Source organism: Thermoactinospora rubra (assembly GCF_002093975.1).
In the GTDB taxonomy this organism is placed as follows: Bacteria; Actinomycetota; Actinomycetes; order Streptosporangiales; family Streptosporangiaceae; genus Nonomuraea; species Nonomuraea rubra_A.
Map to the genome: position 1 here is coordinate 95,718 of NZ_MSZZ01000025.1, position 14,026 is coordinate 109,743.

18 protein-coding genes and 1 tRNA gene are annotated in these 14,026 nt (G+C 73.0%); 6 read left to right on the forward strand and 13 right to left on the reverse strand.

The annotated features are described in order from the left end of the window. Positions 1-7 precede the first annotated feature (7 nt). The 5 genes from BSB02_RS43100 to BSB02_RS25030 form a co-directional block, all read right to left on the reverse strand. A complete protein-coding gene (locus tag BSB02_RS43100) occupies positions 8-1,420 on the reverse strand; it encodes an ankyrin repeat domain-containing protein (RefSeq protein WP_084962459.1) in 1,413 nt (470 codons plus the stop codon). Between the two features lie 167 nt (positions 1,421-1,587). Continuing rightward, positions 1,588-1,980 carry a type II toxin-antitoxin system VapC family toxin gene (locus tag BSB02_RS25015; RefSeq protein ID WP_084962461.1) on the reverse strand — a complete coding sequence of 131 codons (393 nt, stop codon included), beginning with the start codon at positions 1,978-1,980 and terminating at the stop codon, positions 1,588-1,590. Further along, entirely contained in the window at positions 1,977-2,237 is a 261-nt protein-coding gene (locus tag BSB02_RS25020; RefSeq protein ID WP_084962463.1) for a type II toxin-antitoxin system VapB family antitoxin, read from the reverse strand. Before BSB02_RS25020 ends, BSB02_RS25015 begins: the two co-directional genes overlap by 4 nt. A 149-nt stretch (positions 2,238-2,386) precedes the next feature. Next, a complete protein-coding gene (locus BSB02_RS25025; protein ID WP_084962465.1) occupies positions 2,387-3,052 on the reverse strand; it encodes a ClpP family protease in 666 nt (221 codons plus the stop codon). Between the two features lie 35 nt (positions 3,053-3,087). Then, the gene (locus BSB02_RS25030) at positions 3,088-3,342 is read right to left on the reverse strand and encodes a helix-turn-helix domain-containing protein (RefSeq protein WP_084962467.1); all 255 of its coding nucleotides are present in this window, start codon (positions 3,340-3,342) and stop codon (positions 3,088-3,090) included. Between the two features lie 108 nt (positions 3,343-3,450). Between BSB02_RS25030 and BSB02_RS25035 the strand changes: the two genes are divergently transcribed. Then, on the forward strand, positions 3,451-3,990 hold the full coding sequence (locus BSB02_RS25035; protein WP_084962469.1) for a hypothetical protein: 540 nt from the start codon (positions 3,451-3,453) through the stop codon (positions 3,988-3,990). Here BSB02_RS25035 and BSB02_RS25040 read toward each other — a convergent pair. Continuing rightward, positions 3,987-4,490: a DinB family protein gene (locus BSB02_RS25040; RefSeq protein WP_084962471.1), complete on the reverse strand. Its 504-nt coding sequence runs from the start codon at positions 4,488-4,490 to the stop codon at positions 3,987-3,989. The genes BSB02_RS25035 and BSB02_RS25040 overlap by 4 nt on opposite strands. A gap of 70 nt (positions 4,491-4,560) precedes the next feature. On the opposite strand from BSB02_RS25040, the gene BSB02_RS25045 reads away from it, so the two are divergent. The 3 genes from BSB02_RS25045 to galK all read left to right on the forward strand — a co-directional run bounded on the left by BSB02_RS25045 (position 4,561) and on the right by galK (position 6,869). Then, positions 4,561-4,941, forward strand: coding sequence for a hypothetical protein (locus BSB02_RS25045; RefSeq protein ID WP_143591103.1), 381 nt, complete (start codon positions 4,561-4,563; stop codon positions 4,939-4,941). A 79-nt stretch (positions 4,942-5,020) separates the two neighbouring features. Then, complete coding sequence (locus tag BSB02_RS25050; RefSeq protein WP_084962475.1) at positions 5,021-5,689, forward strand: DUF6766 family protein; 669 nt, start codon at positions 5,021-5,023, stop codon at positions 5,687-5,689. Positions 5,690-5,759: 70 nt separating this feature from the next. Then, entirely contained in the window at positions 5,760-6,869 is a 1,110-nt protein-coding gene (galK, locus tag BSB02_RS25055; protein ID WP_084962477.1) for a galactokinase, read from the forward strand. 15 nt (positions 6,870-6,884) lie between these two features. Here the strand turns inward: galK and BSB02_RS25060 are convergent, their stop codons facing one another. The 3 genes from BSB02_RS25060 to BSB02_RS25070 all read right to left on the reverse strand — a co-directional run bounded on the left by BSB02_RS25060 (position 6,885) and on the right by BSB02_RS25070 (position 9,120). After that, positions 6,885-7,655 (reverse strand): enoyl-CoA hydratase-related protein, encoded by a 771-nt coding sequence (locus BSB02_RS25060; protein ID WP_084962478.1) that lies wholly within the window; start codon positions 7,653-7,655, stop codon positions 6,885-6,887. Between the two features lie 14 nt (positions 7,656-7,669). After that, entirely contained in the window at positions 7,670-8,794 is a 1,125-nt protein-coding gene (locus BSB02_RS25065) for a nitric oxide synthase oxygenase (RefSeq protein ID WP_084962480.1), read from the reverse strand. A gap of 253 nt (positions 8,795-9,047) precedes the next feature. Further along, positions 9,048-9,120: transfer RNA gene (locus BSB02_RS25070), tRNA-Asn, on the reverse strand. A 125-nt stretch (positions 9,121-9,245) separates the two neighbouring features. Here BSB02_RS25070 and BSB02_RS25075 point away from each other — a divergent pair. Next, positions 9,246-9,557, forward strand: a complete 312-nt coding sequence (locus tag BSB02_RS25075) for a hypothetical protein (RefSeq protein WP_084962482.1) — start codon at positions 9,246-9,248, stop codon at positions 9,555-9,557. Positions 9,558-9,591: 34 nt separating this feature from the next. On the opposite strand, the gene BSB02_RS25080 is transcribed toward BSB02_RS25075, so the two are convergent. Further along, a complete protein-coding gene (locus BSB02_RS25080) occupies positions 9,592-10,110 on the reverse strand; it encodes a TetR/AcrR family transcriptional regulator (RefSeq protein ID WP_158088717.1) in 519 nt (172 codons plus the stop codon). A gap of 139 nt (positions 10,111-10,249) precedes the next feature. Between BSB02_RS25080 and surE the strand changes: the two genes are divergently transcribed. Continuing rightward, positions 10,250-11,125 carry a 5'/3'-nucleotidase SurE gene (gene surE, locus BSB02_RS25085; protein ID WP_084962485.1) on the forward strand — a complete coding sequence of 292 codons (876 nt, stop codon included), beginning with the start codon at positions 10,250-10,252 and terminating at the stop codon, positions 11,123-11,125. Positions 11,126-11,137: 12 nt separating this feature from the next. Here surE and BSB02_RS25090 read toward each other — a convergent pair whose 3' ends face one another. The 3 genes from BSB02_RS25090 to BSB02_RS25100 all read right to left on the reverse strand — a co-directional run bounded on the left by BSB02_RS25090 (position 11,138) and on the right by BSB02_RS25100 (position 13,929). Then, positions 11,138-11,611, reverse strand: a complete 474-nt coding sequence (locus BSB02_RS25090) for a hypothetical protein (protein WP_084962487.1) — start codon at positions 11,609-11,611, stop codon at positions 11,138-11,140. Further along, positions 11,608-12,885, reverse strand: coding sequence for an amylo-alpha-1,6-glucosidase (locus BSB02_RS25095; RefSeq protein WP_084962488.1), 1,278 nt, complete (start codon positions 12,883-12,885; stop codon positions 11,608-11,610). The genes BSB02_RS25090 and BSB02_RS25095 overlap by 4 nt, the downstream gene beginning before the upstream one ends. An 84-nt stretch (positions 12,886-12,969) precedes the next feature. Next, on the reverse strand, positions 12,970-13,929 hold the full coding sequence (locus BSB02_RS25100) for a carbohydrate kinase family protein (protein ID WP_084962490.1): 960 nt from the start codon (positions 13,927-13,929) through the stop codon (positions 12,970-12,972). Positions 13,930-14,026 lie beyond the last annotated feature (97 nt).

The window sequence follows — 14,026 nt, forward strand, 5'->3', positions numbered from 1 at the left end:
CGTCTGATCACTCCAGGGTGCGCAGGTAGGCGGCGACCCGCTCGCGCCCGCCGTACTCCGCCCAGCCCAGTGGCGTCGCCCCGTGCTCCACGTCCTTGATCGAGGGATCCGCGCCCAGCGACACCAGCGTCCTGGCCGTCTCGACGTCGTCGCGCCAGGCCGCCTCGTGCAGCGGGGTCGCCCGCCGCAGGTGGTTGACGTCCCATCCGAGCGCGACGAGCAGCCGGACCGCGTCCGGCCTGCCGTGCTCGGCCGCCCGGTTGACCAGCCACGGCCGCCGCGCGCGGGCCCGGGCCACCAGCTCGGGCGGGGCGTCCACCGGGCCGCCGCGCATGCAGGCGGCCACGAACTCCTCCACCGGGTCCAGCGACCCCGTCGCGCCCGCCGCCGCCAGCAGCTCCGCCACCTCGGTGTGCCCGTTGAGCAGCGCCAGCTCGTACGGCCTGCGTCCGCCGAAGGCCGGGTGCCCGCCGATCCCGTCGGTCTCGGCGCCGTGCTCCAGCAGCAGCCGGGTACGGCGGGGCCAGCCGCGCAGCGCCGCGGTGGCCAGCTCGTCGCGCAGCAGCTGGGCGGGAGGCGGCAGCGCGGGCCCGAGCCGGCGCTTCCAGACCCCGCCGTCGCCGCGGCCCAGGCCGAAGGCGAGCAGCAGCTCCAGGTGCGCGGTGTCGTCGCCGGCGGAACCGCCGAGGCCGAGGTTGTAGAGGGTCTGGGCGTCGTTGGCGTCGGCGCCGCGTTCCAGCAGCAGCCGGGCCAGCGCCATGCCCTGCGGGTGCGGCGGCTGGTCGCCCTCGCCGCGGCCGAAGGCCCCGGTCAGGGCGGTGAACGGCGAGGGCAGCCCGTCCCACAGGAACCCGGCCGAGGGGTCCGCGCCGTGGTCGAGCAGCAGGCGGGCGCAGTCGAGGTGGCGGCCGGGCAGGCGCGAGTAGGCCAGGTACAGCAGCGGCTCCCAGCCGAACGGCCCGCCCTGGGCCCCGGCGAGCGAGGGATCGGCGGCCAGCGCGGCCGCCAGGGCGTCGGCCGATCCGGTGGCGGCCATGGTGAAGACGTCCGCGGTGGCCAGCCACGGGTGGGCGGCAAGCAGCGCCTCGGCGGACCGCGCGCGGGCCGGGTCGTCTGCACCGTAGGTCAGGCACGCCCGCCGGAGGAACTCCCCCGGCAGGTCGTCCAGGGCGGGTACGGCATGCGGCGACCGCGTGTAGCGGGCGAGGGTCTCCAGGTGCGCGAGGAGCCTGGGCCAGCTCGCGAAGCCGTACATCCGAGCCGTGACCAGCTGGGCGTCGGCGAGCCTGGGCCGCGCGGGCGGGCGCGGGTGGAACTCCTCGAACAGCGCCGAGCTCTCGGGGAAGGAGCGCAGCAGGGCTTTGGCGCGCTTGCGGAGCCAGGAAATGTCGGGCTTGTCGGGCAGCGGCTGGACGGGCACGACGGCCTCCCTTCCGTGAAGCGCCTGGCGTCCGCGTCTTCAGGCCGGAAAAGAGGTCGGGTGAAAGCACACAACAGGTGATCAGGCGGGCTGAGCCCTTCCCGCGGACCGGTCGCGCCCTGACCGCGCCGCTCCAGGATAACAGCGGGCTCGGCCACCGCCGCTTGTCACAGTGCCGGGGTCACATCCGTATGGACGAAGTCGTCGCCCTTGAACAGCAGGGGCTCGCGACGGTATCGCGCCAGGGCGTAGGCGAAGCAGTCTCCGAAGTTCAGCCCGGCCTTGTGGCCGCTGCCTTTGCCGTAGTCCCAGTAGGCGCGGCGGGCGATGTGTGCCTGCTCGGGCGTGACCGGCATGATCTCGACCTTCATCCTGGCCAGGAAGTCGTCCAGGTGGCGGGATGCGACCGGATCGCGGGTGCGCTCCATGACGGCTGCCAGCTCCACGTAGGTGGCGGCCGACATGCGGCGGATCGGGGCGGTCGCGATCGCGCGGGCGTAGTCGGCCGCGTCCGGCTCGCCGTTGAGGATCGCGACGACGGCACTGGTGTCAATGATCATGCCGGCAGCCCGGTCTCCGGGTCGTAGAGGGACTCGGTGGATAGCGTCGCCTTGCCGATCCTGGACCGGATCTTCTCTGCGAGGGCCAGCAGATCGTCTGCCATCGCCGTGTCAGCCGCTTCTTGACGCTGGGCGAGCAGTCGCTCGCGCCGCTCCCGCAGGGCGGTGATGACGGCGGCGGTCTTGCTTTCCCCGGTGAGCGCGCCGACCTCGGCGGCGAGTCGTTCGGCCTCCGGGTTCTTGATGTTCAGGCTCACGGCCCGCCTCCTTCTACACCGTCTACCTTATGAGGGTACTCTTTCCTCCCTCGGTTCTTACCGCCGATGGCCTCCCTCATCCGCCGTACGGCGGCGCGCAGGCCGGGCGGGCGAGCCCTGCCCGCCCGGTACGGCACGAGCCGCCGGCCTCAGTTCTGGACGGCCTCCACCAGCCCGTAGGCCACGGCCTCCGCGGCCGACAGCGTGCGGCCCTTGACCGCGTCGTCGCGCAGTTCGTCCACCTCGCGGCCGGTCAGGTCCGCCAGCCGGAAGTAGATCGTGTCCAGCATGCGGCGGGACTGCTCCTGCTGGGCCAGCACGTCGTCGGCGGTGCCGGCGGCGGTCAGGCGCGGCTCGCCGAGCCGGAAGATCGCGTTGGGCGCGCTGCGGCGGCGCGTCGTGGCGGCCAGCAGCGCCACGGGCGGGCCGCCGAGCCGCCCGGTGACCAGCGCGTCGACCTCGACGGTGAGCGAGTCGAGGGTGTCGAGCATGGTGAGCGTGGGGCCGAGGTCGCCGTCGGGGATCGACAGGTGCAGCTTGATCGGCGCGCGGCCGGTCGCGCCGAGCGTGAGGATGGTGGCGCACCAGGCGGTGACCCGTTCCTCGGTCAGCTCGCCGTACGCCAGCACGATGCGCTGCTCCAGCAGCCGCTCGGTGACGGGATCGGGGCCGACGGGCACGTAGTAGGTCGGGACCGGCGGCCGTCTGGCGGGTTCGGGCTCCGGCCGCGGCGGCGAGGGCCAGCCGGGCGGGGTCCACTCGGGCGGGGGCCAGCCGGGGGCGCCCCCGAGCGTCCCCGGCGTCCCCGGCGCCACGGAAGCGGTCGTAGAAGCGGTCGCAGAAGCGTGCGTCAAAGCTCCACCTTCCAGGTGATCCGGTGGCCGACCGCTGCGGCGTAGCGTTCGAGCGTCGAGGCGCGCACGTCGCCGTCGCCCGACTCCAGCCGGGCCACGGCCGACTGCGAGGTGCCCATCCTGGCGGCCACCTCGGTCTGGGACAGGCCCGACGCCCTGCGCTCGGCGGACAGCCGCGCGATCATCTCGCGCCGCGCGGCCGCCATCTCCCTGAAGCCGGGAAGCAGCGGCAGGTCGTCTTCGTCCTTCATACCTTTCACGGTATCTCGTTTTTGAGATAGCGCGGCGGGCTCCGCTCTCAGCGGAACCCATGCCGCGAGGCCCCGCCGTACGGTGGTCTGTGCGCGAAGGGAGAGTGCATGACCAAGGCCTTCTGGCTCGACCGGAGTGAGAGCCTCTACGCGACGCACGTCCGCAAGCACGTGGAGGAGTTCGCCGAGTCCTTCGGCGACATCGCGCCCGTCACCTTCGCCTGCACCGCCTGGCGGATCGCCACCCCGCCGTTCTCCACGCCCGGCTTCGTGCACCGGGACCCGCGCATCCTCGAGGCCGCGTGCCACCGCAACACCTGGGACGGCACGCTGACCGCGGAAGTGCGGCTCGTCTCGCCGCTGCCGGGGCAGCTCACGCGCTCGCGCGCCTGGTGGCGTGACCGCGGCTGGCGCGGCTGGCTGAAGACCTTCGGCCAGTACGTCGAGCCCGCCCAGCAGGACCTCGCCCGCGGCCCCTTCCTGCGCGCCACCCTGCTGGTCCAGGCGCCGCTCCCGCTGGAGGAGCTGCCGCCCGCCCCCGAGGGGCCGCACGACCGCGTCGAGGACAGCGCCCAGCGCGCGCTCGTCGTGCTCGTCAGGGAGCTCAACGCGCTGCTGTCGCCCATCCTGGACCAGCTGGAGGACTAGGCTCCCGTCGTCCCGTCGACCAGCTCGCGGATGATGTCGAGGTGCCCGTTGTGCCGGGCCGTCTCCTCGGTCATGTGGCCGATCACCCAGCGCAGCGTCATGCGCCGGCCGGAGCTGTCCCACCCCTGGGAGAAGGCGTCGAGGTCGTGGCCGGCGACCAGCTCGCGGACCCTGGCGCACTGGGCCCGGTAGTCCTCCAGCAGCCGCTCCAGCGGCGTCTGCAGCGCGACGCGGAACTCGGCGTCGGGGTCCTCCTCGGTCCACGGCCCCCGGTCCCGGCCGCCGAGGAAGAACACCTCGAACCACCAGTGCTCGTTCCAGCGCAGGTGGTTGACGATCCCGGCGATGCTCATCAGCGGCGATGACGGCAGCGGCGTGCGGTGGGCGTCGGCGTCGGACAGCCCCTGGCACTTGTGGACGACCGTCGCTCGCGCGTAGTCGTGGAAGGTCTCCAGCGTGGTCCGCTCGTCCCATGAGGAAGGCGTGTCAGTGCGCTCCATAAGCGGAGATCCTCCCTTGATGCACCAAATGTCGCCCGATGATATCGGTGATAGTGGGTAGTGCTCCGCCATGAGAGCCCTGTTGTTGATGGCCGCCGCGGTCCTGGTCACCGGCTGCGGCGCCGACACCACGGCCCCGGTCCGTACGGCGGAGCAGTTCTACCGGGCGCTTTCCGGCGGCCAGGCGGACGCGGCCTGCCGGTTGCTGGCGCCGCGCACCGCGGAGAAGCTGCCCGAGGAGAGCGAAGGCTGCGGCCAGGCGCTTGAGAAGAAGAAGCAGCAGCTGCAGGGCGGCTCCGTGGAGAGCGCGGAGGTGTGGGGCGACGAGGCCCGCGTCGTGCTGAGCGGGGACGTCGTGTTCCTGCACCATTACCCGGACGGCTGGCGGGTCAAGGCGGTCGGCTGCCGGCCGCGGGCGGGCCAGCCGTACGACTGCGAGGTGGAGAGCTGATGCGCGCCGTCTTCGCCGCCACGCTCGCCGTCATCGTGATCGGTTTGGTGTGGTTCATGGCCATGGGGGTCCTGCAGCGATGAAGATCAGGGAGAACGCGCTGAGCCTGGTGTTCCTCGCCCTGTTCTTCATGGCGCTCGTGGGCCAGGCCTTCGCCGGGTGGGCGAGCTTCAACGAGCGGCAGGTGGTCGAGGGGGGCAGCGCGGTCTCGGTGGCGCAGTACGTGGCCTCCTCCGAGTTCGCCGTCGACGTGGCCGAGAACTGGCAGTCGGAGTACCTGCAGTTCCTGCTGTTCGTCATCGTCACGGTCTGGGTGATCCAGAAGGGGTCCACCGAGTCCAAGGAGCCCGGCAAGGAGGGCGCGGAGTCCGACAAGGACCAGAAGATCGGCCCGTACGCGCGGGAGGACTCGCCCGCGTGGGCCAAGGCCGGGGGTTTTCGGCGCTGGCTGTTCAGCAACTCGCTGGGCCTGGTGATGGGGATCGTCTTCGCGCTGTCGTGGCTGGCCCAGTCGGTCGCCGGGCTGGCCGCCTACAACGCCGACCGGCTCTCGCAGCTGCGCGACACCACGACCTGGGGGTCCTACGTCCTGTCGGCGGACTTCTGGAACCGCACGCTGCAGAACTGGCAGTCGGAGTTCCTGGCGGTCGCCTCGATGGTGGTCTTCTCCATCTACCTGCGCCAGCGCGGCTCACCCGAGTCCAAGCCGGTCGGCACGTCCCACGAGTCGACGGGCGTGTCGGGCTGATCGCCGTGCGGGAGCAAGGGCCCGGCCGGGATCGACGAGTTCCTGCGCGGCATGAGAATATCGTTGGATTATGCGCGTTTCTGAAGCTTTCCGGGCGGCTTTCGGATCACAACCCCACACGATCTGGCATGCGCCGGGCCGGGTGAACCTGATCGGGGAGCACACCGACTACAACGACGGCTTCGTCCTGCCCTTCGCGGTGCCGTGGGGGGTCACCGCGGCCGTCAGCCCCCGGCGGGACGCGACGATCCGGCTGCTGTCCCTCCAGGCGCCCGGCGAGCCGCTCACCATCACCTCCTACGAGCAGGCGAAGGGCTGGGCGCGCTACGTCGTCGGCGTCCCGGCGACGCTGGAGGGCGCCCTCGGCGCGGACATCGCCATCGACGGCGACGTGCCGCAGGGCGCCGGGCTGAGCTCCAGCGCGGCCCTGGAGGTCGCGGTGGCCTCGGCCTTCAACGAGCTGTACGGCCTGGGCCTGAGCCCCCTGGAGATCGCGCTGCTCGGGCAGCGGGCGGAGAACGACTTCGTCGGGATGCCCTGCGGCATCATGGACCAGGCCGCCTCCGCGCTGTCGCAGGAGGGCAGGGCGCTGTTCCTCGACTGCCGGTCGCTGGGGTACCGGACGATCCCGCTGGACCTGGCCGGTCACGGGCTGCGGATCGTGATCATCGACACGCGCGTGCACCACGAACTGGCGGACGGCCAGTACGCCAAGCGCCGGGCCGACTGCGAGTCGGCGGCGCGCAAGCTGGGCGTGGCGGCGCTGCGGGACGTGACGGACCTGGCCGGGGCGCTGGCGCGGCTGCAGGGCGACGAGCGCAAGCGGGTGCAGCACGTCGTCACCGAGAACCACCGGGTGGAGGCGCTCGTCGGGCTGCTGCGCGCCGGGGCGATCACGGAGATCGGCGCGCTGCTCAACGCCTCGCACCTGTCGTTGCGCGACGAGTACGAGGTGTCGTGCCCGGAGCTGGACGTCGCCGTGGAGGCCGCGATCCGGGGCGGCGCCCGGGGCGCGCGCATGACGGGCGGCGGCTTCGGCGGCTCGGCCATCGCGCTGGTGGCCGAGGACCGGGTGGCCTCGGTGGAGGCCGCCGTGCGCGCCGCCTATGCGGAGCGGGGCTGGAAGGAGCCTCGCTTCCTCACCGCCACTCCGGCCCAGGGGGCTCGCAAGCTCGCCTGAGGGGTGGCCAGGGGGTCACAGGGGCGGGAAGCGCGGGTCGCGGCGCTCGACGAAGCTCGCCACGCCCTCGGCGAAGTCGGGACGCCCGAACGAGGCCAGCATCTCCTGCACCGCCGTCTTGACCGACTGCTCCAGCGTGACGTCCCAGTCGCCCCACACCTGGCGCTTGATCACCGCCATCGACGCCGGCGAGCTGTGCAGGGCCAGCTCCCTGGCGTACTCCTGGGCCTCCGCCAGCACCCGCTCCCCCGGCACCGCCCGGTTGACGAGCCCCAGCTCCAGCGCCTCGGCCCCGGTGAACACCCGTCCGGACAGCAGCAGGTCCATCGCCCGCTGTTGTCCCACGAGCTTGGGCAGCACCCAGGCCAGGCCGTACTCCGCCACCAGCCCCCGGCGCGCGAAGGCGGTGGTCCACTTGGCGTCCTGGGCCGTGAACACCAGGTCGCACACCAGCGCGTGCACCATCCCCAGCCCCGCGCACGCCCCGTTGACGGCCGCGATGACCGGCTTGCGGAGGGTCGTCGGGAACGTGTTCGGCCGCGGGTCGGGCCGCTCGTCGTAGGAGCCGGTCTGGAGGGCGGTCAGCGTCTGGAAGTCCGCCCCCGCGCAAAAGCCCCTCCCCGCGCCGGTGACCACGATCGCGCGGACCGCCGGGTCCCGGTCCGCCTCCTCCAGCAGGTCGAAGTAGCGCCTGCCCATGGCGTCGGTCCAGGCGTTGAGCCGCTCCGGCCGGTTGAACGTGAGCGTCAGCACGCCCCGGTCCACCGACGACAGCACAAGGTCCATAGAACAAAGTTCTATCACTTGTCGGCGTGGCGGACATAGGCCGGAGACAGCTCGCTCTCGTCGTAGTAGCGGTGGAACACCGGCGTGGCGGCCCCCGAGAGGGGCGGCACGATCCACGACCAGTCCGCCGGGCACACCCGCCCGGCCCGCTCCTCCTTCTCCAGGTGCTTCAGGAAGCGCCGCGACTCGGTGTGGTGGTCGGTCATGGTGACGCCGGCGCGCTCGAAGGAGTGCAGCACCGCCACGTTGAGCTCCACCAGCGCGTGGTCGCGCCAGAGCGTGCGCTCGGTTGAGGTGTCCAGCCCGAGCCGCCTGGCGACCTCGGGGAGCATGGCGTAGCGGTCGGCGTCGGCGAAGTTGCGCGCCCCGATCTCGGTGCCCATGTACCAGCCGTTGAACGGCGCGCAGGGGTAACAGATCCCGCCGATCTCCAGGCACATGTCCGAGATCGCCGGTACGGCGTGCCAGCGCAGCCCGAGCTCGGCGAACCACTCGTACTCCGGATGGACGATCGGCACCTCCAGGACCGCGTCGCCCGGCAGGTTGCACAGCAGCGGCTTGCCCCGCCCGGGATGGATGACGAGCGGCAGCACGTCGAAGCGGGTCCCCCTGCCCTCCCAGCCGAGCTTCGCGGCCACGTCGGTGAGGTCGGCGTTGCGGGGGTCGCCGACGATCGTGCCGTCGTCCATCCGGTGCCCGGCGTAGCGGATCAGCTGCTCGTTGAGGATCCGGGGGGCGCGCCGCCACGGCAGGTCGGGGGCGAAGACGGTGATGGTGGGGCGGATCTTGCCGTCGTTGGTGGCCTCCCGCAGGTGCTGGACGCACTCCAGGGCCACGCCCTCGGCGGTGGTGACCCTCCTGCGGTCGCGCACCCGCAGCGACCGCCAGTACAGCCGGCCGATGCAGCGGTTGCTGTTGCGCCAGGCCACCCGCGCGCCGAAGGCCAGCTCCTCGGGCGTGTGGGTGTAGGTGCCGTGGACGGCCACCTCTTTGACCACCTCGCGCAGCCTCGCCTCCGGGCTCCCCCCGTTCTCCCGGCAGTAGAGCCGGATGAAGCTCTCGGCCTCCCGCAGGTCGACGGCCTTGCGCGCCGCGGAGCGGCGGTGGACTGGACGCAGGACTCTGATCCATGTGCGCACGCGGCAACCCAACGCCTTCCGGCTCCACGGGTCGCTCCGCCGGTTCCGGGCCCGCGACACGACCCTCTCGGCGGCGCCCTTCCCGCCGCCCTCCCTTTCCTGTCCGCGACATCCACATCTTTCACCGCGCGTCCCGGGTTGTCCGGCAAATCAATAAATCTGTGACTTCTCGCGTACGGGCTGTGACCGGCCCGCAGGGGCGCACATGACGAAGCCCCCTTCCCGCAGGACCGGGAAGGGGGCTTTCTCGCTGCTCCCGCGATAGGACTCGAACCTATAACCTGCCGGTTAACAGCCGGACGCTCTGCCGATTGAGCTACGCGGGATCGGACTTTTTGCGCTGCTGAGCGGGCGTTTGGCCCCCTGCGTGCGGCGCAGGAATAGATTAGCGCACTCCTGGAGTGCGTGTCGCATCGCCAGCGGGGTAGGGCCGGAGAAGCGGAGGTGGAACATGCGATATCGGATGGTGTTCGCAGCCGGGCTCGCGATCGGCTACGTGCTCGGCAGCCGCGCGGGCCGCGAGCGCTACGAACAGATCAAGCGCGCCGCGCAGCGGATCGCCGACAGCCCCCGGGTGCAGGAGGCCGCGGGTGTCCTGGGCGCCCAGGCGTCCAAGGTCGCCGACGTGACCAAGAGCAAGATGGGCAGCAAGCTGCAGCGCCGGCTGCCGTTCCTGAACAAGGAGCACGACACCGGGACGGGCTGGCCGGAGCAGGAGGACACGCCGACCGACAAGGTCGACAAATCCGGTATCCCGTACTGACACGGTGCCTGCGGTCGTGGGCGCGTGACGATCCTCACGCGCCCACGACCGCGTGGTGGAGCAGGTCCGTCAGCTGCTCGGCGTATCCGGGGTCGGTCACGTCCCGCCCGGTGGCCACGCGCAGGAAGACCGCGCCCACCAGCAGCTCCAGGAAGACCTCCTGGTCCACTCCCGGCCGAACGCCCGGCTGGCCCAGCGTCGCCGCCAGGTGGGTACGGCGGGGCCGTACCAGCTCGGCGCGGAAGCGGTCCTTGTCCGGCAGCTCGGCCATGAGCCCCAGGAAGGCCTGGACCATCTCGGGCCGCCCGAACCTGGCCACCACGGCGTCCACCCACGCGCGCAGGTCACGCCGCAGATCTCCCGACACCCGCGGCGCGCTCCCCTCCGACCGGCCGAACAGGGCCTGCGCGACGACGTCGGCCTTGGAGGTCCAGCGCCGGTAGACCGCCGGCCGGCTCACCCCGGCCCGCCGCGCGATGGCGTCGATCGAGGTCTGCCGGTAGCCCACCTCGGCCAGCAGCTCCAGCGTGGCCTCCAGCACCCGCGCGTCCACGGCGGGGTCCCTCGGCCGCCCCTTCGCGGGAGCCCCCTTGACAGGGGCACCGTCCGGTCTCACCATTACGTTCCAACCTGTAACGTAAATCTGTGACGTCTACCACACCTCTGGCGCGAAGGTGGGACGGGAGCATCCCATGGTCCGACGCGCCGCCATCGCCCTGCTGTTAGTGCTCACAGCCTTCCTCACCGGATCATCCCCCGCGCAGGCCCACCCCCGACAGGGGCTCCGGATCCTCCTCACCAACGACGACGGCTACGCCTTCCCGTTCATCCAGGCGCTGCGGCAGGCGCTGTCCGCCGCCGGGCACCAGGTCACGATCGTCGCCCCGGCCGCCGACGCCAGCGGCAGCGGCACCGCCGTCAACGCCCGCTTCGGCGCCACCGTCGAGGCCGTCGAGAGGTCGCCGGGCGTCTGGTCGGTCACCGGCAGCCCGGGCGACGCGGTGGCGTTCGGCCTCGGCGTCGTCTTCGCGGGCGACCCTCCGGACCTGGTGGTCTCCGGACCCAACGCGGGCCAGAACGTCGCCGCCGTCGTCAACCACTCCGGCACCGTCGGCGCCGCGATCGCGGCCCTGGACGCCGGGGTGCCCGCCGTCGCCTTCAGCACGGCCGTGGACACCACGACCACCCCGCCGTCCTTCCCCAGCGCCCAGCGGTCGATCGCCTTCGCCGTCAGGCTGGTCGCCCGCCTGGGCGACCCGCGCCGCGTCCTGCCGCCGCGGACCGTGCTCAACGTCAACTACCCGGTACGGCCCGGCGGCACGGTCAGCTTCGCCCGGCTGGGCACCTTGGCCTTCGTCTCCACGCGGTACGCCCCCGCGCCCGAGGTCTGCGCGGCCTGCTACCGCGTCCTGCCGGTCCTGGCCACCGAGCCCGACCCGGTCCGCGACGCCGACCGCACGCTGCTGGACGCCGGCCACGTCACCATCACGCCGCTCGACGGCAGCTGGGAGGCCTCCCCGATGGTCACGGCGCTGCTGCGGGCACGGCTGGCGGGGCTGACCCCGTAGCCCGCCCGGCGCTCAGACGCCCATGCTCCGCCGTACGCCCTCCAGGGCTTGCTCGGCCTGGGCGCGCAGGCCGGGGTCGTCGGGGTCCAGGCCCTCGTCGAACACCAGCCGCCAGCCCAGCAGGTCGCCGCCCGGCCTGCGGCGCGCGATGAGCCGCACGCCGCCCCTGCCCGGCAGCTCGACGTGCTTGTTCACCACGATCGTGGCGTTCACCCGCTCGCGCACCGCCTCGGGCAGGCGGCCCGGCTCGTCGACCCGCGCGCCGGCCCGCGAGCCGTCCGTCAGCGTCAGGTGCAGCCCGTCGTCCTCCCACCAGGCCCGTTCCACGGTCTCGTACGGCACGCGGACGCCTTCGGGCAGCAGCAGCGCGCGCTCGGTGGCCACCAGGTAGCCGTCGGCGCCGGCGGCGTGGGCGATCACCCGCTCCCCCCGCTCCAGCGGCAGCCCCTTGCGCACCTCGGACGGCAGACGGCGGAAAAGCTTCATGCCTCCACGCTATCGGCGAGCAGATCCAGGGTCAGCGCCGCGCTCCAGGAGAAGTCGCGGCAGCCCCGGCCGCTGCCGTCGAAGGGGTCGAAGCACTCGCGGAACCCCGCCTGCCGTACCAGGCGCAGGGTGGCGGTCGTGAGCACCTGGGCCAGCTGGGACAGGCCGTGCACGACGGCGGCGCGGCGCAGCAGCCAGTTGGTGCTCACCCAGGAGGGGCCGCGCCAGTAGCGGGTGCGGTCGAACTGCGGGGCGCGGATCTCGCAGCTGGGCACCGGGTAGCCGGTGGCGCCCATGAACCTGGCCGACTCCAGCGTCTCCACCAGGTCGGCCACCAGGTCGACCGGCAGCTGGGGATCCAGCAGAGGGCCGAACGCGCCGACCGTGCACACCTCGACCGTGCGGCCCGAGCGCAGGTCGCGGGCGTGGAAGCAGCCGTCCCACAGCCGCTCCAGCAGGGCCGCCCGCAGCCGCTCGGCCTGCTCGGCATAGGGCGCGGCGTCGCCGCCCGCGACGGGGGCCAGCTCGGCGAGCGCGACGCAGGAGGCCAGCCAGATGCCGTTGAACATGGGGTCCTCGAGCGCGAACGGGTGCTCGTCGCGCAGGTACTCGGCGCGGTATCCGGCGTCGCGGTAGCGCAGGGCGAGCCACAGGTAGCGGTCGTGGTCGCTGCCGGGGTGGCGCTCGTCGAGGCCGACGGTGCGGTAACCGTACCGGATCTCCGGCAGCGCGGCCAGCGCCCCGTCCCAGGCGGGGCTGTCGTCCATGCCGGACTCCCACGGGTGGACGATCGCGGCCAGCCCGGCGCCGCCCAGGTCGCGGGCGGTGGCCAGGTAGCGGTGCTGGGCCGCCAACGCGGGGAAGACGCGGCGGACGAAGCCGTCGTCGCCGGAGTGCCGCCACAGCCACCACACGGCCAGCGCGTGCAGGGGCGGCGCGGTCAGGCCCGAGGTCAGCACGCCGCGCGGGGCGTCCGGCTGCTCCTGCGACCGCCACACCGAGGGGCCCGGGAAGTACGCCTCGGGGGTGTGGAAGACGATGTGCGGGACCATCCCGGTCGCCCACTGGCCGTCGAGCAGGCTCAGCAGCTCGGTCTTGGCGCGCTCGGGCAGCCGCCGGGCCAGGCCCATGGCGATGAGGGAGGAGTCGAAGCTCCACTGGTGGGGGTAGAGGCCGGGGGCGGGCACGGTGGCCACGCCCGTCCAGTTCGCCTCGAGGACGGAGAGCGCCTCGCGCTCGAGCGCGGCGTCGTCGACAGCCGGCCGGCCCTCCATCAACCCACTATGCGCGCGCCAGGGCTGGTAGTGAAGCCCCGCGGCAGCGTATCGAGGCGGCCGGTGATCGCGGATCCTGCGAGGTCACCGGCCCGGACTCGCCAGCCCTTCCAGCATCCTGGTCACCTCCTCGGCGGTGGGCGGCTGGGCGCCCGCGACCGTGCACGTCAGCGCGCCCGCCGCCACCGCGAAGGCCAGAGCGCGGCGCAGCGCCTCGGGCGTGGCCGGGCGCAGGCCGCCCTGCGTGAGCAGCGAGTGCAGCAGCGCCCCCGTGAACGCATCGCCCGCGCCGACGGTGTCGGCCACCTCGACCGCGATCCCCGGCACGCGGATCGGCTCCCCCGCCGCGGGCCCGAAGGCGGAGGACACCGCCACCGCCCCCTCGGCGCCCAGCGTGACGAGCACGGTGTGCACCCCGTCGCGTCCCGCCCAGGACCGCGCGACCCGCAGGGGGTCGCTGCCCGGATACAGCCAGCGCAGGTCCTCGTCGCTGGCCTTGACCAGGTGGGCGACCTTGAGCCATTCCTCGACGCGCGTGCGGTACTCCTCCCGCCCCGGCAGCAGGGCGGGGCGCACGTTGACGTCGTAGACCACCGTGACCTCGGGTGGCAGCCCCGCGGCCCAGGCGCGCAGCACCCCGGCCCCCGGGGGCAGGACGCTGGCCAGCGAGCCGACGTGGACGCCCGCCGTGCCGGGGGGCAGCGAGGCGGGCAGCTCGGCGGGGGTCCACTGCCAGTCGGCGGTGCCGTTGGCGTAGAACCGGTACTCCGCCGCGCCCTGCTCGTCCAGCGACACCACGGCGATGGTGGTCGGCTCGGCGGCGGGCACGGCCAGGGACAGGTCGACGCCGTTGCCGGCGAGGTGGCGGCGCAGCCGGCGGCCGAAGGCGTCGCCGGACAGGCGGCAGGCCAGCGCGGCACGGGTGCCCAGCCGGGCCGCGGCGAGGGCGGTGTTGGCCGGCCCGCCGCCGGGCACGGCCCGCCAGGTGTCCGCCGCGTCCGCGGGGACGAGGTCGATGAGGGCTTCTCCGCATACGACGATCACGCTGGAGTCCTTACCTTCCGGGGGCCGCGGGCGTGACCCGTCCGCGAGCTTAGTCCGACTTTTGCGGCTTATTTCACATTCAAGTCTTGACGCGGTG